This is a genomic window from Rhizobium sp. BK376, assembly GCF_004341625.1.
In the GTDB taxonomy this organism is placed as follows: Bacteria; Pseudomonadota; Alphaproteobacteria; order Rhizobiales; family Rhizobiaceae; genus Rhizobium.
Map to the genome: position 1 here is coordinate 1 of NZ_SLZG01000029.1, position 24,096 is coordinate 24,096.

At 61.7% G+C, this 24,096-nt stretch carries 16 protein-coding genes and 1 pseudogene; 10 read left to right on the forward strand and 7 right to left on the reverse strand.

Translation table 11 applies throughout. The annotated features are described in order from the left end of the window. Positions 1-745 precede the first annotated feature (745 nt). The 8 genes from EV561_RS32015 (at position 746) to EV561_RS32050 (ending at position 16,300) form a co-directional block, all read left to right on the forward strand. The gene (locus EV561_RS32015) at positions 746-1,237 is read left to right on the forward strand and encodes an aldo/keto reductase (protein WP_132527943.1); all 492 of its coding nucleotides are present in this window, start codon (positions 746-748) and stop codon (positions 1,235-1,237) included. A gap of 97 nt (positions 1,238-1,334) precedes the next feature. Next, positions 1,335-2,381, forward strand: a complete 1,047-nt coding sequence (locus tag EV561_RS32020) for a LacI family DNA-binding transcriptional regulator (protein WP_245513128.1) — start codon at positions 1,335-1,337, stop codon at positions 2,379-2,381. Positions 2,382-2,545: 164 nt separating this feature from the next. Further along, the gene (locus tag EV561_RS32025) at positions 2,546-3,739 is read left to right on the forward strand and encodes a CoA transferase (RefSeq protein WP_132527944.1); all 1,194 of its coding nucleotides are present in this window, start codon (positions 2,546-2,548) and stop codon (positions 3,737-3,739) included. Between the two features lies 1 nt (position 3,740). Beyond that, positions 3,741-4,889 carry an extracellular solute-binding protein gene (locus EV561_RS32030; protein WP_132527945.1) on the forward strand — a complete coding sequence of 383 codons (1,149 nt, stop codon included), beginning with the start codon at positions 3,741-3,743 and terminating at the stop codon, positions 4,887-4,889. 8 nt (positions 4,890-4,897) lie between these two features. Then, positions 4,898-5,668 (forward strand): enoyl-CoA hydratase/isomerase family protein, encoded by a 771-nt coding sequence (locus EV561_RS32035; RefSeq protein WP_132527946.1) that lies wholly within the window; start codon positions 4,898-4,900, stop codon positions 5,666-5,668. A 437-nt stretch (positions 5,669-6,105) separates the two neighbouring features. Continuing rightward, a complete protein-coding gene (locus EV561_RS32040) occupies positions 6,106-13,497 on the forward strand; it encodes a hypothetical protein (RefSeq protein WP_132527947.1) in 7,392 nt (2,463 codons plus the stop codon). A gap of 267 nt (positions 13,498-13,764) precedes the next feature. Next, complete coding sequence (locus tag EV561_RS32045; RefSeq protein ID WP_132527948.1) at positions 13,765-15,174, forward strand: MmgE/PrpD family protein; 1,410 nt, start codon at positions 13,765-13,767, stop codon at positions 15,172-15,174. Positions 15,175-15,223: 49 nt separating this feature from the next. Continuing rightward, positions 15,224-16,300 (forward strand): tartrate dehydrogenase, encoded by a 1,077-nt coding sequence (locus EV561_RS32050; RefSeq protein ID WP_132527949.1) that lies wholly within the window; start codon positions 15,224-15,226, stop codon positions 16,298-16,300. Positions 16,301-16,316: 16 nt separating this feature from the next. On the opposite strand, the gene EV561_RS32055 is transcribed toward EV561_RS32050, so the two are convergent. Further along, entirely contained in the window at positions 16,317-17,294 is a 978-nt protein-coding gene (locus EV561_RS32055; protein ID WP_132527950.1) for a GlxA family transcriptional regulator, read from the reverse strand. A 137-nt stretch (positions 17,295-17,431) separates the two neighbouring features. Here EV561_RS32055 and EV561_RS32060 point away from each other — a divergent pair, with 137 nt between their 5' ends. Then, the gene (locus EV561_RS32060; protein ID WP_132527951.1) at positions 17,432-18,073 is read left to right on the forward strand and encodes a glutathione S-transferase family protein; all 642 of its coding nucleotides are present in this window, start codon (positions 17,432-17,434) and stop codon (positions 18,071-18,073) included. Between the two features lie 52 nt (positions 18,074-18,125). Beyond that, a complete protein-coding gene (locus EV561_RS32065; RefSeq protein WP_132527952.1) occupies positions 18,126-19,127 on the forward strand; it encodes an agmatinase in 1,002 nt (333 codons plus the stop codon). Here the strand turns inward: EV561_RS32065 and EV561_RS37415 are convergent. From EV561_RS37415 to EV561_RS32085, 6 genes and pseudogenes are all read right to left on the reverse strand, one after another. Continuing rightward, on the reverse strand, positions 19,106-19,243 hold the full coding sequence (locus EV561_RS37415; protein WP_165927995.1) for a hypothetical protein: 138 nt from the start codon (positions 19,241-19,243) through the stop codon (positions 19,106-19,108). The genes EV561_RS32065 and EV561_RS37415 overlap by 22 nt on opposite strands. Before the next feature lie 105 nt (positions 19,244-19,348). Beyond that, positions 19,349-19,561, reverse strand: coding sequence for an SIP domain-containing protein (locus tag EV561_RS38135; protein WP_245513132.1), 213 nt, complete (start codon positions 19,559-19,561; stop codon positions 19,349-19,351). 23 nt (positions 19,562-19,584) lie between these two features. Then, positions 19,585-20,403 (reverse strand): annotated as a pseudogene (locus EV561_RS32070) (siderophore-interacting protein); the annotation flags it as partial. After that, positions 20,400-22,400 (reverse strand): Fe(3+)-hydroxamate ABC transporter permease FhuB, encoded by a 2,001-nt coding sequence (fhuB, locus tag EV561_RS32075; protein ID WP_132527953.1) that lies wholly within the window; start codon positions 22,398-22,400, stop codon positions 20,400-20,402. The pseudogene EV561_RS32070 and the gene fhuB, both read right to left, overlap by 4 nt. Beyond that, positions 22,384-23,277, reverse strand: a complete 894-nt coding sequence (locus tag EV561_RS32080) for an ABC transporter substrate-binding protein (RefSeq protein ID WP_132527954.1) — start codon at positions 23,275-23,277, stop codon at positions 22,384-22,386. The genes fhuB and EV561_RS32080 overlap by 17 nt, the downstream gene beginning before the upstream one ends. Further along, a complete protein-coding gene (locus EV561_RS32085; RefSeq protein ID WP_132527955.1) occupies positions 23,277-24,056 on the reverse strand; it encodes an ATP-binding cassette domain-containing protein in 780 nt (259 codons plus the stop codon). The genes EV561_RS32080 and EV561_RS32085 overlap by 1 nt, the downstream gene beginning before the upstream one ends. Between the last annotated feature and the right edge of the window lie 40 nt (positions 24,057-24,096).

Here is a 24,096-nt window from a genome sequence, read left to right on the forward strand (position 1 = left end):
CTGAACCCATCGCAAACCTCCAGTTTGCACCATCGATTCAGATTCGTCGCAAAATTGGAATCCCTCGGAGAGTCGGAAACAGCGCTCGCTGGTATTAAATGTGGTTCGGCGGAGGCATAGGCGTAAATGACTGATGCCAGGAAGGCAGCGATGATTGCCGCGAACAATTTGGGCGCTAAGCCCGGCAGCGACTAGCTTCAGAAAGCGCCGTCACTAAAGCAATTCTCAAAACGGCAAGTTCGTCCGCTTGCTCGCTGGTGATGTACTCGGAGATGTACGGCCTTTCGAGACAATGCTTTGCGGCAGCGAGGCTCCCTCACTGATCCAAGCGCAGATATTATCGATATCTTCCCGCATCAATATGAAACTTACCTGTTCCACCGATTGGCCTCGCAACTCCAAACACTCCTCTGATTCTGAGGTCGTTTTCCCGTCGGCGCAAACGAAAGCGCACGGTATTTAGTGCGTACCTCGCGCCCCTGCGACGACTATGGTTTAACACCAGGCGGCAAATCTCGGACGCGTTTTGTCACTAGGAGACCCCGATTACGTCAGTTTTGGACGCGGCTTGTCATCGTGGCGGGCGCCTCAAGCCGATTTAAAACCACAATCTAAGTCTATGATAGGGCGTGCGAATTTAAATCGCGGTATTTCAAACACGGGAATCCAGAGGTTTTACCCCGGGAACCTGGGGACTCTCATACTGGCTCTCTAGCGGGAATTCACAGGGTCAGGCATCGCTGCCATGAACGAGCTTCGCGACAGCGGCGTGATCAAGGGCTGGGGCATTGGCGTCAATGAGGTCGCGATCTGTTTGGATATCCTCGAGCGCACGCATCTCGACTGCATTCTGATTGCCGGGCGCTATACGTTGCTTGATCGGCGGGCGGAAGAAAAGCTGCTGCCGCTCTGCGCAGAGCGCGGAACGTCCTTGGTGGCTGGCGGTGTCTTCAATTCCGGCATCCTTGCGACAGGCCCGGCGCCCGGTGCGTATTTCGATTACGTCGAGGCCTCGGCCGATATTCGCGATCGCGTCGGCAAAATTCAGTCACTGGTCAATGGGGCAGGCGTCGATCTGCCCGCAGTCGCCATGCGGTTTCCGCTGCAAAGCCCCGTTGTCGCTTCGGTGCTGATCGGCGCGGCAACTCCGTCGATCGTCGAACGCAATGTCGTTTCGCTCGCCCATCCCATCAATGCCTCGCTCTACTCCGCCTGCGCGCCCTTTGCTCTTCGCTGATCGTTATTGGAAACGGCGTGCCGGCTTTGATTTTGCTTTGACACTGTCGGGCGCTGCCTTCTACTTAAAGAAAGTCATAGCTTTATGAGGAGATCGCGTGACGGAGATACCGGTTCGCGCCCGAAAGACCAGACGAAAGGGTACGGGCGTTACCATGGCCGAGGTGGCGGCTACCGCGGGCGTATCGATGCAGACCGTTTCGCGCTATCTGCGTTTTCCTGAAACGGTAGCCGCCGACACCGGCCAGCAGATCCAGGAAGCGATCGAAAAGACGCATTACGTGCACAATCTCGCCGCCAGCCATCTCGCCTCCGCGCGCAGCAATATGGTTGCCGCGATCATCCCGACGCTGTCGGCATCGATCTTCGCCGAGACGATCCAGCATTTTTCCGAGGTCCTGCACAGCGCAGGCTACCAGATCTTTCTTGGCTACACCGACTATCGGGCGGATCGCGAGGAGGAGGTTATCCGCAGCCTTCTCGGCCGTCGCCCGGACGGCATTTTTATCATCGGCACCCACCACAGCCGCAACAGCGTTGCGCTGCTGAAACGTGCGCGTATCCCGATCGTCGAAGGCTGGGATTTGACGCCGAAACCGCTGGATCGGCTGGTTGGTTTCTCCAACAGGGCGGCCATCGCCGAAATGGTCGATCATCTCGCGAGAAGCGGCCGCCGCCAAATCGTTTTCAGCGGTGTCCTGCGAAAAGGCGACAGCCGTGCGACCGAACGCCGAGACGGGTTCGTGGCTGCCATGACAGAACGATATCCGGACGAGGAGATACGGTTGCACGTCTCGACAGAGCTTCCGCTGGAAATGGCGTCCGGCGCCGTTCTTTTGCGGCAGACGCGTGAACACTACCCCGATGCCGATGCCATCATGTTTTCAAGCGACGTGCTTGCTTCCGGCGCGTTGCTTGAAAGCGCGCGGCTTGGAATTGCGGTGCCGCATGCGCTCGCCATGACAGGCTTTGGCGATTTTGAGTTGTCCAAGCAGCTCAATCCATCCCTGACGACGGTCTTCGTTCCCTCCGACGAAATCGGACGGCAGGCCGGCAGGCTGTTACTTGAGGGTATGCAGGGCGTTGTTTCCGAACAAAAATCCGTCGACGTCGGCTTCAAGCTGATGATCCGCGAGAGCGGCTGAGCCTCCTTCAAAACTTCTCTCTTCGACAAGCGCAGAGCGTGATTTACGCCGCAGCGAGTCATCAAGATTTGCATTAAAATGTTAGCGCTCACTCTGTACATTCTCATTGAAAAGCGTAAGTTGGCGACAATAAAAATGGGAACTCTTGTGGAGGAGTGATTGTCATGGCCATTCTGTCGGGCATACGCGTGCTGGATTGTTCGATCGCGATGGCGGGCCCCTTCGCCGCGCAGAGACTGGGCGATCTCGGCGCTGATGTGGTGAAGGTCGAGCCTGTGACCGGTGAGTGGCAGAGGCATGTCGCGGCCGGCGGTGCGGAAGGCAATAAGGTCAATGTCTCCTTCCTCTCGCTCAACCGCAACAAGCGGTCGCTCGCCATCGACCTGAAGTCGCCTGATGGCAAGCAGGTGCTGCTCGATCTCGTCAAGACCGCCGACGTCTTCCTGCAGAACTACCGCCCTGGCGTCGCCAAGCGTCTCGGCGTCGACTACGAGTCGTTGTCGGCGATCAATCCAAGGCTGGTCTATGTTTCCATGTCCGGCTACGGCGAGGACGGGCCCTATGTGAACCGGCCGGGACAGGATCTCGTGCTGCAGGGCATGTCCGGCGCCATGCTCTCGGCCGGCCGTGAGGGGGAAGCGCCCACGGCGGCCGGGCAATATCTCGTTGATGCAATCACCGCGTATACCGCCTTCGAGGGCGCTCTGGCGGCGCTTTTCCACCGCGAGCGCACCGACGAGGGTCAGCTCGTGCAGGTCAATATGCTGGATGCGATCACCACGATCCAGATGCAGGAGCTTTCGGTCTTTACCGTTGGCCACAAGCCGCAGAAGCGCTCGGCCGAGCCGCATGCGCATGTCTATATCCGCTCGCCATACGGTGCCTTTTCCACCAGCGACGGCTTCATCATCGTCGCCTTCCCGAAGCTGAAGACGCTTGGGGAGGTGATCGGCGAGGACAGTTTCCTCACCATGGTCGACGAGATCGACACCTGGGGTCGGCGGGACGAAATCTTTGCGAAGACCCGCGAACGGCTGAAGACGAAGACCTCGGCCGAATGGCTGGAGCTGATGCGCGCCGCCGATATCTGGTGCGGCCCGGTCTATGGCTATGCCGATCTCGTGGAGGACGAGCAGATCAAGCACAACGGCACTTTCGTCGAGTATCAGCATCCGACGGAAGGGCTGGTGAAGACGCCGGGCTTCCCCATCCGCTTCTCGAAGACGCCATCGACCGTTGAACGCGGCGCCCCGATCACCGGCCAGCATACCCGCGAAATTCTGGCGGAAGCCGGCTATGATGCGGAAAAGATCGAGGCACTGGAGCGCGCCGGCGCGATTGCCTCGGGAGAGCTGTGATATGCAGCGCCTCAAGGCCCTGACCTGGGACCATCCGCGGGGCTATAATGCACTCGCGGCGGCCTCCCGTCTTCCGGCGCTAGCGGAAAGCGGGTTGTCGATCACATGGGAGAAGCAGCCTTTGGAGGGCTTCGAATCCCATCCGATCGCCGATCTCTGCAGCCGCTACGATCTGGTTGTTCTCGACCATCCGCATGTCGGCGAGGCCGTTGCGGGTGATTGTCTGCTGCCCCTGGAAGACGTGTTCGGTGCCGACGTCATTACGCAGTTGGAGAAGAACAGTATCGGCCCCTCGCTCGCGAGCTACCGCTTTGCCGGCGCGCATTGGGCACTGCCGCTCGATGCCGCGACACAGGTGATGGCCTGCCGCAGCGACCTGTTGGAAGGCACCGTTCCGGTTACCTGGGAGGAGGTCGCGAGCCTTTCTGCATCTACAGGCAAGGTAGCGCTATCGCTTGCCGGCCCCCACGCTATCCTTTCCTTTCTGTCGATTGCCTCAGCCTTTGGCGAGCCGCCGGCAGAGGCTGATCCGGATATCCTGGTCTCTGCCGCAACCGGCCGCGCCGTCTATGATCTCATGGTCGATCTTGCGGGCCGCAGCCTCTCGTCTGTGCGTGAGAAGAATCCCATCGGCATTCTCGGCCACATGGCCACCCATGACGATGTCATCCTGTGCCCGCTGATTTACGGCTACGTCAACTACGCAGCCCCGGAACGGGGGCAGCCCATCGCTTTTTACAATGCGCCGCGACGGACCGTTGACGGGCGGCCGGGCTCCACGCTGGGCGGTACCGGCATCGGCATTTCCCGTCGCTGCTCCGTCACACCTGCGCTGAAGGAGCATTTGCTTGGGCTGATGGATGCAGAAGCCCAGATCAGGTTCATCCCTGGCCATGAGGGCCAGCCGTCCCGGCGCGCCGCCTGGCATGATGCCGGGGTCAATGCGCGCTGGGGCGGTTTCTACGGGAACACGGCCGAGACGCTGGAGGCCGCCTATGTCCGGCCTCGCCACAATGGCTACATCGCTTTCCAGACCAAGGCTTCGGCATTGCTGCGCCGGTCTTTCGACGAAAAGGCCGATGCGGAAGGCGTCATTGAAGCCCTTCAGAAACTTTATGCAGAGCACCGCATCGCCGGCAGCGAAAGATAGGATTTGTCATGACCGAGGACATCCAATTTACCATTGATGGCGCGATCGCCACGATCACCCTCAATCGCCCGCAAAAGCTGAATGCCGTGACGCCTGAGATGGCCGATGCGATCGTCGAGGCGGTCAAGACCTGCAATGACAGCGATACGATCCGCTGCGTGATTCTGACGGGCGCCGGCGAGCGCGCCTTTTGCGCCGGCTCCGATATCCGCGAGCTCGATACCTATGAGACGCCTTGGCAATTCCGCAATCGTCCCGACTATTGCGACGCCTTCCGCGCCCTGCTGAAACCGACGATCTGCGCGGTCAACGGATATGCCTTCGGCGGCGGTCTTGAGACGGCGATGTCCTGCGATATCCGCATCGCGTCCGAAAACGCGCAGTTCGCCGCGCCAGAGATAAAACTCGGCTGGATCGGCGGCGGCGGCATGGCTGCGCATCTCTCCCACTCGATCGGCGCCTCCAATGCCGCCTTGATGCTGATGACCGGTGATCCGATCTCTGCGGAAAGGGCGCTGCAATGGAATCTCGTCAGCGAGGTTGTGCCTCTGGCCGAACTGCTGCCCCGCGCCCGCGCGCTTGCCGCCGTCATTGCATCTCGTGCGCCGATCGCCGCCGAAACGGCCAAGCTCAATCTCAAGGCAGCGGTCTCCATGCCAATCGAAAAGGCGATCGAATACGAACGCGATCTGCAGACGATCTGCTTTGCAACGGCTGATGCTGCGGAGGGGAGGCTTGCCTTTAGGGAAAAGCGCCAGCCGGTCTTTCATCGCAGGTAGTTGTTGTGGCTGAGACCGCCGTTCTCATCCAGGGTTCTCGATGAACGCTGGGAAACCTGACGCGATTCCCGAGTCGGGAAAATGAGGATGCGGCGCGAGGCATCGAGCTGCGTATCTTAAAACCTGTTGATCAAGCCGCTGGGTTCAATCCAGTGCGTCGACGATCTTAGATACGGCTCAAAATCTGAACAAAACCCAAGCGATAACGCGTCCCTAATCCTACAGGAAAGTCGCCCAAACAAGGTGGCGAGAACTTCCGATTTCTACAAGCGTGAGAGGAGCGCCTGGAACCTTGTCAACCTCCAGCTTCGGGCAAGCCAGTATGGGTACGCCTGCCTTATTAGACGGCGGGTCTGGATAGTTGATGGCTTCTTCAAAGCCCGATTGGACAGCCGCGCCGGCCGCTGCTGTTTTGATGAACGTAAGGGTTTTGATGCATGACCACGATCGTTTCTTCCCAGACTCCTAGTCAGATCAGGCTTCTTTCGACGGCCGATATTGCCAAGTGGACGACGGATGATGTGGCCTCGTTGTTCACGAATCAGATCAACGCGTTGACGTCCGACCAGGTCGCTGCGTTGAGCACGGACGATGTCGCGGTCCTCAATTCTCAGCAGCTGGGCGCGATCTCCCGAAACGCGATCGACGGTCTCACCTTCAATCAACTGGCCGTCCTGAGCAAATTCGCAATCGGGAGCTTGAATACGAGCCAGATTACCGGGCTTACGACCGCGCAGGTGGGCTCGCTTTCAGCAAACCAGGCGGAAGCCTTGACGCCCGCTCAGGTGGCTGCCCTCAGCTGCTCGCAACTCGCTGCTCTGAGCACGGACGATCTCGCCGGCTTCTCGGCCGCCGATATGGCGGCGATCAGCTACAGAGCCATACCGGGCCTGTCGACGAGCGCCATCGCGGTGCTTACGCCACAGCAAATGGCGGCTCTCAGCACAAGCGCATTCTTCGGCCTGACGACCAATCAGATTGCCAGTCTCTCCACCGACCAATTCGCAGCCCTGACAACGGCTCAGATCGGCACACTCAAGGCGGCGCAGCTTGCGGGTGTGAGTACGGATGATATTGCCGCGCTGTCGACTGCACAGGTTGCTGCCCTGAATACGGCAACGGTCGCGGGTCTGACGTCCCGCCAGCTCGATGCCATGTCCACCGATCAGGTCCAGGCCTTGTCGTCCTTGCAGGTGAAGTCGCTGAGCTCCACGCAGATTGCGGCACTGGGCGTGGAAGACATCGCCACTTTCTCGACCGCCGATATGGCAGCGATCACCGCCAGGGCCGTATTGGGTCTGGGCACTGACGCTATCGCGGCGCTGTCTACTGCGCAGATCGCTGCCCTGAACACGAGTACCCTTGCCGGTATGACGTCTGGCCAGCTTGCGGCCATGTCCACTCAACAGGTTTTAGCCCTGACGACGGCTCAGATCGGCGCTCTCAAGGTGACGCAGATTGCGGTCATGGGAGCGGATGATATTTCCGCCCTGACGACAGCGCAGGTTGCTGCCCTAAGCACGGCAGCGGTTGCAAGCCTGACGCCCGACCAGCTGGGTGCCATGTCCACCGCGCAGGTTGGCGCATTGACGAGCAGCCAGGTGAAGGCTCTGAGCTCCACTCAGATTGCGGCGTTTGGAGCCGACGATATCGCGACTTTCTCGACGGCCGATATGGCAGCCATCAATGTCAGGGCCATAACGGGCCTGAGCACTGACATCATTGCGGCCCTGACAACTGCGCAGGTTGCGGCTATGAGCGCGACGGCGATTGTGGGCCTGACGACCGACCAGGTCACGGCCCTGTCCACCAAACAGATTGGAGCCCTGACCACGTCCCAGGTTGTCGCCCTCAAGGCACCGCAGCTTGCGGTCATGGGAGCAGATGATATTTCCGCGCTGTCGACGGCGCAGGTTGCCGCCTTGAGCACCGGAGCGATCGCGAGCCTGACGACTGACCAGCTCGGCGCCATGTCCACCGCCCAGGTGGAGGCGTTGACGAGCACCCAGGTAAAGGCGTTGAGCTCCACGCAGCTTGCGGCGCTGGGGACGGAAGACATCGCCACTTTCTCGACCGCCGACATGGCAATGATCGGTTTTGCGGCAGCAGCCGGATTGTCCACGAGCGATATTGCAGCGTTGTCGACGGCGCAGGTCGCCGCGCTGAATGCGAGCACGGTCGGGCGGCTAACGACAGACCAACTCGGCGCACTCTCGGGCGCGCAGGTCGCGGCTTTGAGCACGGCGGGAGTTGCTGCCTTGACGACGGCACAGGTCGCCTCGTTTTCCGCCGCACAGGTCGCCTCCCTCACGACAGCCCAGGTCGGTGCGCTTAAGCCAAATCAGATCGCGTTCATGACGGTGGACGAAATTGCCGCGTTCTCCGCAGCGCAGATTGCCGCCCTGAACACAAGCGCGATCACGGGCCTGCGGTCCGATCAGCTGGCCGGGTTGTCCCCGGCCCAGGTAGCGGCGCTGACGTCCACGCAGGTTGCCGCGCTGAACTCGTCGCAGCTCGCCGCCCTTAGTCCGACCGACCTTGCGACCTTCTCGACTTCCGATATAGCGGCAATCGCTGCGAAGGCCGTATCGGGCCTGAGCACGGATGCGATCGCAGCCCTTTCCGCGGCTCAGCTCGCCGCCCTGAGCAATTCCACGATCGGCGGCCTGTCGACCACTCAGGTCGTAGCCCTGAGCTTTAATCAGATCAACGCGTTGTCCAGCGCGCAGCTTGGCGCGCTTAGCGCGGCACAGGTCGCCGTTCTGACCACCGCTGACATTGCCGGTCTTTCGACAGACCAGATCGCTGCCCTCAGCGCGGCCGGCATCAGCGGCCTGACGTCCGATCAGATCGCCGCTCTGAAAACGAGCCAGGTCGCGGCCCTGTCCACCAAGCAGGTTGCGGTACTCAGCTCGGCGCAGGTAGCCGCCCTGAATATGGACGATATTCATGCCCTCTCGACGACGGCAATGGCTGCACTCAGCTCCAACGGAGTGGCGGGCCTTAGCTCGGCGGCCATCGCGGCTCTTTCGGTCGCACAGATTACGGCTTTGGCGACCGGGGCGATCATTGCTCTGAGGACCGATCAGATCGATGCCATGTCCACCGCGCAGGTGGGGGCGCTATCCGCCGCGCAGGTGAAGTCGCTCAGTTCCACCCAGCTTGCGGCACTGGGAGCCGACGACATAGCGACGTTCTCGACTGACGATATGGCGGCGATCACCACCAAGGCAGCTGCGGGCCTCAGTTCAGCGGCCATCGCGGCCCTTTCTGCTGCCCAGATCGCCGCCTTGAGCACCAGCGCAATCACGGGCCTGACACCCAGCCAGATCGCCGCCCTGCGGACCGACCAGGTTGCCTCATTGTCTACCGGCGAGCTCGCGGCGCTGAGTTCTGCGCAGGCAGCAGCCTTGGGGCTCGATGACATTGCGGCTCTCTCGCCTGACCAGATCGCCGCTTTGGGCACGAGCGCAATTGCAGGCCTGTCATCCGATCAGATCGCCGCTCTGCGCACCGACCAGGCCGCAGCGCTATCGACAAAGCAGATCGCAGCACTTTCTTCCAATCAGATCGGCGCCTTGAGTGCGGTCGATTTGGCGATGTTCTCGACTGCCGATATTGCTGCGATCGGCGCCAAAGGCGTGCCGGGTCTGGGAACTGGCGCCATTGCGGCGCTTTCTTCCGACCAGATTGCAGCTTTGAGTGCAAGCGCGATTGCGGCCCTAACGACCGATCAAATCGGCGCCTTGTCCGCTGCGCAGGTTGAAGCGCTGACCCCGTCCCAGGTTTCTGCGTTGAGTTCCGCGCAGCTGGGATCGTTGGGCGCGGACGACATAGCGACGTTCTCGACAGCCGATATCGCTGCAATCAACTCAAAGGCGATATCGGGCCTGAGCACAGGCGTTATTGCAGCACTTTCTGCGGACCAGCTTTCGGCCCTCAGCACCACTGCGATCGCAGGCCTGACGACGGACCAGATCAATGCATTGAGCACTGACGAGGTGGCAGCCTTGTCCACCAAGCAGATTGCGGCGTTGAGTTCGACACAGGCGGCTGCCTTGAGCCCGGACGCGATCGCGGTCCTGTCGACCGGTCAGATCGTCGCCTTCAGCACGTCCGCCATCGTGGGCCTCTCGACCAAACAGATTGCCGCCCTCGATAGCAGCCAGATCCAGGCGCTCACGCCTGCCGAGGTGGGCGCCCTCAGTTCGACACAGCTCTCAGCCCTGGATACGGACGATGTGGCACTGCTCTCGACGCAAGATCTCGCGGCGATCGGGTCTAACGCCATATCCGGGCTTTCCACTGATATCATAGCAGGCCTCTCGTCGGACCAGATCGCCGCCCTTAGCGCGGCCGCCATCTCGGGCTTATCCACGAAGCAGGCTGCTGTTCTGAGCACCGGTCAGATCGACATGCTGTCGACCAAGCAGGTTGCGGCGCTGAGTTCGGCACAGATCGCCGCCTTGAGCACGGACGACGTCGCGGCCCTGTCGACGGCGCAGATTGCCGCCCTGAGCGCGGGTGCCGTTTCCGGCATGACGACAGCGCAGGTTGGTGCTCTAAGCACTCAGCAGGCGGACGCCCTGACGGCAGCCCAGCTCGGCGCACTTAACTCGAAGCAGCTTGCGGTGCTCGGAACGGATGTCATCGCAGCGCTTTCGACGAAGGATATTGCGGCACTCAACGCGAGCGCCGTAGCGGGCCTGTCTACGGATACGATCGCCGCTCTCACGACGGCACAGATCGCCGCTCTCAGCACGGCCGGGATAGCTGGCCTGACAACCACCCAGATCGCGGCCCTGAGCACTGACCAAGTCGGGGCCCTGACTGCAGCGCAGCTCGGCGCGCTCGGTTCCAAACAGCTTTCGGCCCTTAGCACAGACGACGTTGCCGCGCTCTCAACGGCCGATATTGCAGCGCTTAATCCGAATGCCGTTTCGGGTCTGTCGACGGACGCGGTCGCTGTCCTGTCGACGAACCAGATTGCCGCCTTCAGCACATCGGCCATTGCGGGTCTTTCGACCAACCAGATTGCGGCCTTCAGCGCCAGCCAGATCCAGGCGCTCACGCCTGCCGAGGTGGGTGCCCTGAGCTCCACGCAGCTTGCTGCTTTGGGCGCGGACGATGTGGCAATGTTCTCGACGCAGGACCTCGCGGCGATTGGTTCGAACGCCATATCCGGGCTCTCCACGGATATCATAGCGGGCCTCTCGTCGGCTCAGATCGGGGCCCTTAGCGCAGCCGCCATCCCGGGCCTTTCCGCCAAGCAGGCGGCGGTATTGAGCAGCAATCAGATCAGCGCCTTGTCTACCAAGCAGGTCGCGGCGATGAATTCGGCGCAGATCGGCGCCCTGAGCACGAACGACGTCGCGGCCCTGTCGACGGCGCAGATTGCCGCCTTGAGCGTGAACGCGGCGTCGGGCCTGACGGCTGCGCAGGTTGCTGCCATGAGCACGCAACAGACCGGAGCCTTGACGCCAGCCCAGCTTGCCGCGTTGACGTCCAAGCAGCTTGCATCCCTCAGCCCGGAGGGCGTCGCGGCCCTTTCGACAAAGGATATTGCCGCGCTCAGCTCAAGCGCCGTAGCAGGCTTGTCGACGGATGCGCTGGCCGCCTTCACGACGGATCAGATCGCCGCACTCAGTGCAGCTGGCATTGCCGGCCTGTCGAGCACGCAGCTTGCCGCCTTGAAGCCGGCTCAGATCGAAGCTTTGTCGACGGCCCAGATTCACACGCTGACCTCCAAACAGGTTTCGGGCTTGGGAGCGGCCGACATCGCAGCGCTTTCCACCGATCAGATTGCCGCCTTCAGCACGGGTGCCATTGCCGGGCTTTCCACCGACCAGATGGCGGAGTTGAACTCCGACCAGATCGCAGCGCTGACGACGGCGCAGGTCGCCGCTCTCACCTCGACGCAGATTTCTGCCTTGGGCTCGGACGACATCGCGGCCTTCTCGTTGCAGGATATCGCGGCGATCAACTCAAGCGCGATATCGGGCCTGTCCACCGATAGCATAGCGTCCTTGACCGATGATGAGATCGGCGCCTTGTCAACAGCCGCCATCGCCGGCCTTTCCACCGATCAGGTCGCCGCATTGGGCACCGCGCAGATCGGAGATTTGACGAACGCTCAGGTCGGTGCATTCGGCTCCAAGCAGGTTGCAGCACTTGGAACAGACGAAATAGCGGCTCTTTCCGCCAACCAGATCGCCGCCATGGGCACGAATGGCATAGCAGGCCTGACGGCGGACCAGGTTGGCGCGCTGACCACCGAACAGGTCGAAGCCCTGACGAACGCCCAGGTCGGCGCGTTGAATTCCACGCAGATCGCTGCTCTGGGAACCGATGATCTGGGGGTTTTCTCGCCGAGCGATATCGCAGCCATCAATTCCAATGCGATATCGGGCCTGTCCACGGACACGATTGTTGCTCTTTCGCAAGCGCAGATCGCCGCCCTCGGCACATCGGGCATTTCCGGCCTCACAACCAATCAGATCGCCGTCTTGAGCACCGATCAGGTCGAAGCCCTGACGACAGCCCAGGTCGCCGCGCTCAACTCTGGTCAGATCGCGGCGCTGGGAACCGACGATCTCGCGGCCTTCTCCGGTGCCGATATCGCCGCGATCAGTTCCAAAGCGATATCGGGCCTGTCCACGGACACGCTTGCCGCACTTTCGCCTGACCAGATCGCCGGTCTTGGCACGGCGGGCATTTCCGGCCTGACGAGTGTGCAGATCGCCGCTTTGAGTACGGATCAGGTGGGCGCCCTGACGACAGCCCAGATCGCCGCTCTCGGTGGCGCCCAGGTCGCGGCACTGAATACGGCGGATATCGAAGCTCTGTCGAACAGTCAGATCGCTGCCTTGAGCACAAATGGTATCGGCGGCCTGGGCAGCGATCAGGTCGCAGCCTTGAGTGTCGATCAGATCGGATCGTTTTCCACCAAGCAGCTTAACGCGCTGACTTCGCTTGGCGTGGAGGGACTGTCGGCGCAGGATTTGAACAGCTTCTCCAGCACAAGACTTGCAGCGCTCAACTCCAATGCCATAACGGGGCTGCCTACGGAATTCATCACGTCACTTTCCGCCTCCCAGATCGCTGGCTTGGGCACGTCGGTCATTGCCGGCCTGAGCAGCGATCAGGTCGCAGCGTTGAGCGCAGATCAGATCAATGCGCTTTCCACCAGTCAGATCGCCGCCCTAAGCGCGGCGGGGCTGGCGGGTCTGTCGACGGATGACGTCAAGGGGTTCTCGACCAAGGAACTCCAGTCGATCAACCCGTCATCCATAAGGGGGCTGTCCGATGCGGTTATCGAGTCCCTTTCTGACGACGAGATTGCGGCTCTGTCGACGGGCCAGATCAGCGGATTGAGCTTCGGTCAGGTTATCCATATGAGCACGGGTCAGATCGCAGCACTGTCAACGACGCAGATCGGCGCCCTGACCACCGTGCAGCTTTTGGCTCTCAGCACGGACGACCTTGCGCAGTTCACTACGTCAGATATCGCTGCCATGGGCACGGGTGCCATCTCGGGTCTGAGCACGGCCGCCATCGCATCGCTGACGACGGCGCAGGCCCAGGCTCTGACGTCAGGCCAGGTCGGCGGCCTATCGTCAACGCAGGTGGCGGCACTGACCACGGATCAGCTGGCGGGCTTCTCCACTCAGGATATCGCATCCTTCAGTTCGGCCGGTCTGACGGGCCTGTCCACTGGCGATATTACGCATCTGTCGCGGGACCAGCTGGACACCCTGATGGATACGCAGATGAAGTCCTTGAGCCAGGATCAGATCGCGACGATCATTTCGCTCTATATGGCGAGCTGATCCTCAACATCGGGCAGGTATCGCACGCACGACGCACGCCGGAGCTTTTCATGGCTCCGGCGCAGTGATTCTGGTAAGCCGGTGCCGGCGCGGCGCCCATCGCTTACAGCTCCATCAGCCCCAAAATCGAAATCGACATGGCGGGACGAACGAGCATTGTCTTTTGTCGACAAAAAATTGTTGACAGTTAACCGTTGCTCCTTCTTTATTTATTCCTGTCGAGAGCCGATGAACCGGCGGCCGCGCAAATGATGGAGGAATAAGCTCATGGACAAGACGGTGGATAAGGGCCTTACGAAATACGTTGCTGCCTTCGTTGCCGATGCCAAGGTCAAGGATCTGCCAGAGGATGTCGTTGAGCTTGGGAAGAAGCACATCCTCGATGGTATCGGGCTCGCGCTTTCAGGTGCGGTGGCCCATAGCGGCGCGATCGTCCTTCGCCATCTTGATGAACTGGGCCTTCAGAGCGGTGTCGCGACCGTGATCGGGATGAACCGCAAGGTCGCACCGCGCTTCGCCGCCTTTGCCAACGGCGTCGGAATTCACGCCGACGACTACGACGACACCCAGCTCGCCGTGGCAGCGGACCGCGTCTATGGTCTCTTGACCCACCCGACTGCCCCGGCGTTGCCGGCCGCGCTCGCAATGGGCGAAGTGGCCAAGGCTTCAGGGGCCGACGTCATGCTCGCCTACCATCTTGGCGTCGAGGTCGAGTGCAAGATTGCCGAAGCGATCGCTCCGCGCCACTACCAGACCGGTTTCCATGCGACGGCAACCTGCGGAACCTTCGCCGCAGCGGCTGCCGCCTCCGCGCTGATGAAGCTCGACGCCGAAGCAACTGCGCGCGCCCTGTCCATCGCCGGCAGCCAGTCCGCTGGCCTTCGCGAGAATTTCGGCACGATGACGAAGCCGTTCCATGCCGGCCGCTCCTCCGAAAGCGGCGTTGCCGCAGCGCAGTTCGCCTCGCATGGCTGGACGGCGACGGACAAGATCCTCGAGGCGCCGCGCGGCTTCTTCAATGCCGCCGGCGGCGGCTACGATATCGACGCCATCTACCATCGCCTCGGGAGTCCCTGGACCTTCTCGAACCCCGGCATTTCGATCAAGCCGCATCCGTCGGGCTCGCTGACGCATCCCGGCATGACCGAGATGGCGCGCCTCATTCGCGAATATGGAATCAAGGCCGCTGACGTGAAGCATGTTCGCGTCGGAACGAATTCCAATATGCCGAACGCGCTGATCCATCATCGCCCGCAGGATGAACTGCAGGCGAAATTCTCGATGGAATTCTGCATGGCGATCCTGCTGCTGGACGGTCGCGCCGGCCTCGGTGAATTCACCGACGCCACCACACAGCGCCCCGACGTCAAGGCGATGATCGAAAAGGTCGATTTCGTCGTCGACGAGAAGGCTGAAAAGGCCGGCTACCACAAGATGACCACGATCATCGACATCACTTTGAACGATGGCCGCGTCATCCATGGCGAAGCCGATTTCGGCAAGGGAAGCCCGGCAAACCCGATGAGCTACGACGAAGTCGCCGAGAAGTTTCGCGAGAATGCCGGCCATGCCGGGTTGAAGCGCGATGCCGCGGAAGAGGTGATCACGCTCGTTCATGAACTCGAGCGGCAGCCATCCATCGAGCGGCTTATGGGCCTTGTTGCAAAGATCGGCTGAGATCGGGCTATAGAGACAGGGCGCTCACGCTTTCAGGAGGAAATCGAACATGTCCGCACATAATATTGCCGTCATCGGCGGCGACGGGATCGGAACGGAGGTCGTGGAAGCCGGCGTTCGCGTCCTGGAGGCGCTGGCGACGGTGCAGTCCGACTTGTCCTTTGCGTTCAAGCGTTTCGACTGGGGTTCGGATTACTATCGGCGCAATGGCCGGATGATGCCGGAAGACGGGCTTGCCCAGATCGCCGGTGCCGACGCGATCTATTTCGGCGCGGTGGGCGATCCGAACCTGCCTGATGACATTACCCTTTGGGGTCTGCGCCTGGCGATCTGCCAGGGCTTCGATCAGTTTGCCAACGTTCGCCCGACGCGCCTGCTGCCGGGCCTTGTCGGTCCACTGCGGCCGGAACTCGGCCAGCAGATCGACTGGGTCATTGTCCGTGAAAACAGCGAGGGCGAGTATGCCGGCGTCGGAGGGCGGGCGCATCGTGGTCTTCCGATCGAAGTCGGCATGGACGTTGCCGTCTTCACCAGAACGGGGATTGAGCGCATCGCGCGCTTCGCCTGCGATCTGGCATCGGGGCGCCCGCGCAAGCTGCTTACCGTGGTGACCAAATCGAACGCGCAGCGCCACGGCATGGTGCTGTGGGATGAGGTGGTGCGCGAAGTGATCCGCGACTATCCGGATCTCACGGTCGACTGGATGCTGGTCGATGCGATGACGCAGCGCATGGTCAACAAGCCCGGAAGCATCGATACCGTGCTTGCAACGAACCTCCATGCCGACATCCTGTCGGATCTCGCAGCGGCGCTCGGCGGTTCGCTTGGTATCGGCTCGACAGCCAATATCGATCCTTCGCGGCACCGGCCGTCGATGTTCGAGCCCATTCACGGCTCTGCCTTCGACATCATGGGGAAGGGAATTGCCAATCCGCTTGGCTCGTTCTGGACGGCAAGCCTGATGCTCGAGCATCTCGGTGAACCAGCTGCAGCACGCACACTCATGAACGCAATTGAGGTCGTCACAAGCCGCCGTGAGCATCTGAGCCCGGATTTGGGCGGCAGCGCGAACACGGCTGAGGTTACCGACGCAATCATCGCTGCGTTGAAGGGAAACAATAGTTAAGCCGCGCCGCGCAGCATCACCTTCGGAACCGCTCGCGATATTCATGCGGGCCGGTGCCGAGGCGTTTTCTGAACGCGCGCCGCATTGTTTCGGGACTTGAGAAACCGCAGCGGGAGGCAACCCGCTGCAAAGGTGTATCCGTGTCTTCGAGCAGCCGACGAGCCGCATCGACGCGTGCGAGCTCGACAAAATCCGCGGGCGTGGTTCCGGTTTCGCCTTGAAAGACCCGCGTGAAATTGCGGACGCTCATCGCTGCCCGCTCGGCAAGGACCGTCAGGCTGAGATCAAGCGAGAGATGGTCGAGCGCCCAATGCTGTACAGCCTGTATTCTGCCCTCGGTCGCGACCTGCGCTGCCAGATGGGCGCTGAATTGTGACTGTCCGCCAGGCCGTTTCAGAAAGACGACCAGCCGGCGCGCCACCATCAGCGCCAGCTCGCGTCCATGGTCATCCTCGATGAGCTTCAATGCCAGGTCGATGCCCGCCGTGACCCCGGCGGACGTATAGAGAGCACCGTCCTCTACGAATATCTGGTCGGGGACGACCTTGATTGCGGGAAATCTCTCGGCCAATTCCGTGGCATGCTGCCAGTGGGTCGTGGCATTCAGGTCATCGAGCAACCCCGCGGCGGCAAGAAAAAACGCGCCGGTGCACACGGATCCATGGCGGCGCGTCTGCGGCACGCGCTGGCGAAGCCATGCATGCAGTTGGTCGCTGGAATAGGCCTGTGCGTAATCAGGAGTGCCCGCGACCAGAAGTGTGTCGGCGGAAAAATCCGGATCGAAGATGGACCCGTCGGTGACAAGCGACATCCCGCCCGCCTTGACGACCCGCTCCGGCGTCGTCGACAGCAGTCGCACATCGTAGAGCGCCGCCTCGCCCGGCGACTGCCGATTGGCCTCCAGAAAGGCATCGAACGGCCCGGAAACATCAAGCGATTGGGCATTGGGCGGCACGACGATCACGATGCGCCTTGGCTGATGCTGCGCGTTCACCGTTCAAGATCCCTTCTCAGGTCGAACACGGCCAAATCTGCCGGTCCTTTGGCCAGATATGCTGGCTGAACGAAATTGTGGCCAAGGTAGCAAAGATCTATTCTTTCTCAAGTCGAAAACGAAGAGGAAGGTAGATCATGTATAAACTGTACTATTACCCCGAAAATGCAAACGCGGCACCGCATATGATTCTCGAAGAGATTGGGGAATCCTATGAATTGATGTTCGTCGATCGAGCAAAAAATGCGCAGAAATCGCCGGAATATCTGGAGATAAACCCGAATGGTCGCATTCCCGCTCTGGAAGATGGCGATCTTATAGTCAACGAAGCCGCTGCCATCGTTCTTCATCTTATCGACACGCATCCGCAGGCCGGTCTTGCTCCTAAATTCGGAGCGCCTGATCGCGCCAAATTCTATCAGTGGCTCATTTTCCTGACCAACTCCCTGCAGGAAGAGCTGATGGTCTGGCAGTATCCGGAACGTGTCGGCGGTGACGATGCCGCTGCCATAGACGTTATCCGGCGCGGCGCCGAGGCGCGCGCGAGCAATTTCCTCGATGTGATCGAGGATCATCTCGGGGCAAACGGTCCGTATATTCTCGGTCGCACCTTCAGCGCGGTCGATTTCTACCTCGTGATGCTGGCGCGCTGGGCTCGCCCGATGGCCAAGCCGCCTCGTAGCCGTCCGCATGTCGCCAAGCTTCTCGACCGGATGACGGCGCTCCCCGCCGTGCGCCGTGCCTATGAGCGCGAAGGCGTTACCGACGAAATCTGCTGAAGTTGGATTAATCCGCCGGTGGCCAAGGCCCCGCGCCGGAAAGGAAACTCTGATGTCGAACACCCCGAAAAGCCGCAACACGCCTGATCGCATGGATCTCCCTTTCGTCGGTCTTGCCACTTTCGCCGGCCAGCCCGCCTGCGAGGATTGGGACAAGCTGGATGGCGCAGATGTCGCCATCCTCGGCATTCCGATCGACACGGCCTCAAGCTACCGTGTCGGCACGCGCTTCGGGCCTCGCTCCATCCGCGAAGTCTCGATGTTTCATGGCTTCGGCAAGGAAGGTGTTTTCGATTTCGAGGACGAGGTCACCTATCTCACGGCCGAGGAGGTGAAGATCGTCGACGCCGGCGACAGCGACGTGATCTATGCCGATACCAAACGCAGCCTTGCCAATGCCGAACAGGCCGTTCGCGCCTTGCTTGACGCCAAGGTAATGCCCTACATCCTGGGTGGGGATCACGCCATCACAATGGCGACGGTCGCGGCCTATTCGAACGAGAAGCCGATTCATATTGTTCATCTAGATGCCCATTTCGACTTCATCGACGAGCGCAATGGGATCAGCTGGGGTCATGGCAGCCCGATGCGCCGCGCGTCCGAAATGGCGCATGTGAAGGGCATCACCACGCTCGGGCCACACAATATGGCCTCCGTCAGCAAGAAGGACTACGAGGCTGCGAAGGCCTACGGCACCAACATCGTACCGTTACGCAAATTCCGCTCGATTGGCGCAAAGGCCGCCTTGGCTCACATCCCGGATGGTGAACGCGTCTATGTCTCGATCGACATCGACAGCTTCGATCCGTCGATCGCGCCGGGTACCGCAACGATCAGTCACGGCGGCTTCACCTATTACGAGGCCAAGGACCTGCTTCGGGAGGTTGCCACGCGCTTCGATGTCGTCGGCGTCGATTTTGTCGAGGTGTCGCCGCCCTATGATCCCTCAGGCGTCACCGCGCTGCTTGCAGCCCGCACGAGCCTGGATTTCATCGGTTCGATCTTCCACGAACGCGCCAAGCGCAGGGCCGGTCAGCCGACCAGCTTGAAATAGAGCCACGCGAGGGCAAAAACGGCAATGACTGTCACGATGATGATCATCTTGCGCATCAGCGGGCGCTGCTTCCTCGGCGGCTTTCGCTTCTGAAATTTGATGACGTTGTCGTTCATCGATCTGATCCCCGGTCCTTCTCTGTCACAGACGAATAGCAGCAGAGGCAGAAATTAAAAAGGGACGAAGGGTTCCCGGCCGGCGCTTTCTCAGCGCTGGCATTTTTAGCTTGGGTCACGTTGCCAATAGGCGGCAATGCTGAAGCTGTTGCGGTCATAGCCGCTTTCGTTGCGCATGAAATTGCGGATGGAGCGCGCTTCCGATTGTTCGCAGGCGGCCCAGACATAGCCGGGCGCATCGGCGCTACGGACGATCTGTCTGACGGCGTTCGCAAGGACCCCGTCGTGCCCGCCGGGCGGCCGTTCCGGTGAACCCATGTCACGGCATATTTCGCCCTGCAGGCGAGTTCCTGCTCCTCGGCCTGATCCTCGACCTCAACGAGTATCCGGAGATTGGCGGTTGAGGGGGCCGCGGCCATGATGCGGGCGATGGCGGGAAGCGCTGTTTCGTCGCCTGCAAGGAAGATGTCTTGCGCGTCGGGAGCGCCGCCACCGCCAGGCCCCATGAGCCCCACCCGGTCGCCTGCCCTGGCATTCAGGGCCCAGGATGCCCCGGGCACGTTGTCGCCTTCATGGATGACGAAATCGATTTCGAGATGGCCGCGGACGAGATCGATGTTGCGGATCGTGTAGGCGCGAATGGTGAGCGCATCCTCGCCCTTCGGCCAGTGGATGCGGCCATCCGGTTCGGTATGAGGCCAGACCGGTTCGCGACCCGTCGGCGGGATGAGCAGGCGAACATGCAGGCCACCATCGCTGAAATGCTGCGCGTCATGTGTCGCGACGGTGACGCGGCGCATATGCGGCGTGATCATGCGCGCCCCGACGACCGCGACCTCGCGGAAGTCAGGGATGCGGGAGGCCTGCGGGCCATCCGCCCAGTGGAGTTCGAGAGGCTCCTCGTCGGCGGCACTATACAACTGCTCCGCCATCATGCTCCTGATGGTAAAGAGCATAGCTGCGGTCGGGCATCGGATGTCGACAAAGATCCGGCCGGACGAGATCGCCATGTTGATGGAGCCGATCGCCGTTTCCAGCTGGGCGCCGGTCGTCGATTTCGTCACCGTCACGTGGTCGCCGAGGCGGCCGCAGATATGGTCCAGCACGCGCTCGCAATTCGGATGGGTTGCGAAGCCGGATGCAGTAAATCCGATGGTCATTGCGACGTCTCCTTGCGTGTGAGGTGCCAGATGAGGTACGGCCCGCCGATCAGTGCGGCAAACAGGCCGACCGGAATTTGGTAGGGGTAGATCGCCACACGCGACAACCAGTCGGCGATAACAAGCAGGATGCCGCCGAGAAGCAGGCTGGCAGCCAGCTGATGCTGCGGGCGGTGAAAGCCGATGAGGCGCGCCAGATGCGGCGCGATCAGTCCCGTCAGGCTGAGCGGCCCGATGAGGAATGACGGGATCGCGGTGAGCAGCGCGGCGAGAATAGCGAGCACGAGGCGGCTGCTTGTGACACCAAGCCCAACGGCGCCGGCGGCGGAGCCACCGAGCGGCAGGATGGAAAGCCAGCGGCTCAGGATGGGAAGCGGTGCGATCAACACCAGCGCGGCAACTGCTGCGGTCCAGGCCTCGTAACGGCCGACGCGATCGGTTGAGCCGGACATCCAGGTGAGCAGGATATAGCCGCGCATGTCGCCTCGGGAGAGTACGATCGTGACTGTCGCCATCGATAGCGCCCCGATCGCGACGCCCGCCATCAGCAGCCGCTCCGGTCCGAAGCCGCTGCGGGCGCTGATCGCCAGGATTACGAGAATGGCGACAAGCGCCCCGAGCGCCATGGCGATCAGCATGATCGTCGGGGAAGGAAAGGCAAACAGAAACAGCGCGGCCGTCAATCCAACACCACCGCCTGAGCTGACGCCCAGGACCTCGGGGCTGGCGAGCGGATTACCCGTCAGTCGCTGCAGGAGGAAGCCCGCGGCCGCCAGCATCGCGCCGGCAGCGGCCGCAACCACCGTGCGGGGCAGGCGGAACGGCAGGAGGTCGGTCAGCGGCTGCCCCATGGCGATCTGCCACCCAGCCGACGTGCGGCCCACTGCAAGCGACAGGAGGAAGAGGGCAAATGCCGCGAGAAGCATGAGGACGAGGATTCGCCCCGGGGATCGCAAAGGTCTCCGCCGGTAGGGTGCAGATGGATTTTGCACAGCCATCGCCGAATGCAATCGCGGCAATAAGAAGATCAACAGCGGACCGCCGAGCAGCGCTGTCGCAGCGCCGGCCGGGGCAAGATCGACAAAGCCGGGAGACAGCAGCTGAACGGCGCAATCTGTGAGCAGCAACAATCCAGCGCCGGTGACTGGCGCGGCGATCAGCAATTGCCCTGTGCGTCGCGCGCCGGCGAGCCGGGCAATTGTCGGTGCCGCAAATCCGAGGAAGCCGATGATGCCGACTTCGGCGGTGACTGCGGCAGAAAGCCAGACGGCAAGCGCCAGGATCGCAAAGCGGGTAGAGTGCAGGGCAACACCCAGGCTCCTCGCGCCTCCGTCGTCGAGCCCCATGATAGCGAGTGGCCTCAGTAGCAGGCCGGCGGCAGCGAGCCCGATCGCAAGCTGCGGGGCGAGCGCGATGACGCCGCTCCAGCTCTGCTGGTTGAGGGCGCCGGCGCCCCAGATGTAGATCGACATGGCGTATTCGCCGCGCGCGAGGACAATGGTTACGCTCAATGCGGCTGCGATGAGGGTCATCACCATGCCCGATAGGGCGACCGTGATCGGCTCGAGCCCGCGGCGCCAGCTCAATGCGATGACGAGCCCGAGAACGATCAGCCCACCGGCGAAGGCCACGAGTTCGCGCGAGAAACCGAGCAGAACAGGAAAGAAACCGATCGAAACCGTGAGCGCCAATTGCGCGCCTGCGGCAATGCCGAGTGTCGAGGCGTCGGCGATCGGATTGCGCAAGACCCGTTGTAGCAGCACGCCTGATAGGCCAATCGCGCCGCCGGCGATCAGCGCGATTGCCCCGCGGGGCAGAAGGCTGTCCCAGAGCAGAATGTTGTCGAGTGTCGCGATGTCAGTGCCGCCGCCGGGTAATTGCGGACGCAGGGCGATGGTAGCGCCGAGGGCAAGGACGCATAGCGTCAGAAGCGCAAGCCCTGCCGGTATCAGCGAAGATCCGGCGGGGACGCGGAGCCGGCTAACTGTTCCATCCATGGCTCAGCCCCTCCGCAAGCAGATCGGCAAAGCGCATTGCGGCCGGCAGCGCGCCATAGGGATTGATCGAGCCGAGCACCAGCACCCGTCCGTCACGAACAGGCGGCAGAGCGTTCCAGAAGGCGCTTGCCTGCAGTTCGGCATAGGCATCGGCCGGATGCGGCGGAATGAGGACGATCCAGGCGTCAGTCATGCTCGCCAGCCGCTCGATGCCGACAGGCGCGGTTGCCGAATAGCTGGTGAGATCAGGCCACGCGTTGGTCAGCCCCGTGCGCGCAAACACTTCGCCAAACATGCTGTCGGAGCCGAAGGCCCGGAAATGACGCGCATCACCAAGATTGATCGGCAGGATCGGGCGGTGATCGCCTTTTGCGAACCGGCTCCGATAGACTGTCAGCTTATCGCTGAGACCGTCGACCAATGCTCGGCCGGATGCAAGACCGAGCCTGTCGCCGATCGCCAGGGTCATCTGTTCCGCAAGCTCATAGGGGCTCTTGCCGGCAATGTAGATGCTGTGGCTCTCGACAGGCGCGATAAGGCGGATGCGATCATCTGCCCAGGCGTAAAAGCTCGAATTGAAGACCAGATCCAGCCTCGCATCGCGCAGGGCCTCGAAATTCGGCGTGCCGCGCAGGCCGAGATCTGCAACGGATGAAGGGACGGCAGGCGTGACGGCGACATCGCGGAACTGCAGCAGTTCGGTGCCGGCAACGAGATTGGCACCGAGTGCCAGCAAAGTTTCGAGGATCGCCCAATCGAAGGTTGCAACGCGGAGATTGGCGTCGGCCGCTTTCGCCTCGAACGCACCGGATACCGCAAGCGTGGACGCCAGAGCCAGAAATCGCCGGCGGGAGAGGGGCCTGTCGATCAAAGACATCACAGCAGGTAGCTCACTGGCTCGTTGCGAACCGGATGCGGGAAGACGCCCATGCCGACGCCGAAGATCTCGCGAAGTTTGTCCGCGGTCATGATCGCATCCGGCTCTCCCTCGGCCGTGATCGTGCCGCGGTTCAGCGCGATGATGTGGTCGCAGTAGCGCGCCGCCAGGTTGACGTCGTGAAGAACGATGACGATCATCAGCCCGCGCTCCTGGCTCAGCGAATGGACAAGCGACAGAACCGAGGCCTGATGGGCGAGATCGAGTGCGGAGGTCGGCTCGTCCAGCAGCAGGCAGCGGGCATCCTGCGCCAGCATCATGGCGATCCAGGCGCGCTGCCGTTCGCCGCCCGACATGTTGGCGACGCTGCGATCGGCAAAATCGAGGAGTTCCGTGCGTTCGATCGCCTCGGCGACTGCCGCCTTGTCGGCGCTGCTGAAGCGGCCAAGCGTGCCGTGCCAGGGGAAGCGCCCCAGCGCCACCAGTTCGCGAACCGTCATCCCGTCTGTCGCCGGAGTGAACTGCGGCATATAGGCGATGTTTCTAGCAAATTCCCTGTTGGCCCAGGCGGCGAGCGGCTTGGAGTTGAGCGTAATGCTGCCCTCCGTCGGCACAATTTGCCGGGCAATGATCTTCAGAAGCGTGCTCTTGCCGGAGCCGTTCGGCCCGACCAGTCCGTATATCCTGCCAGCCTCGAGCTTGAGATCGATCCCGGAGAGGATGCGCTTCGTGCCGGCGAGATAGCCGATGCCGGTCAGTTCGATAAGATTGGAGGACACTGCTTCAGTCTGCCTTTGATTGCGGATGGGAGAGGCAGCG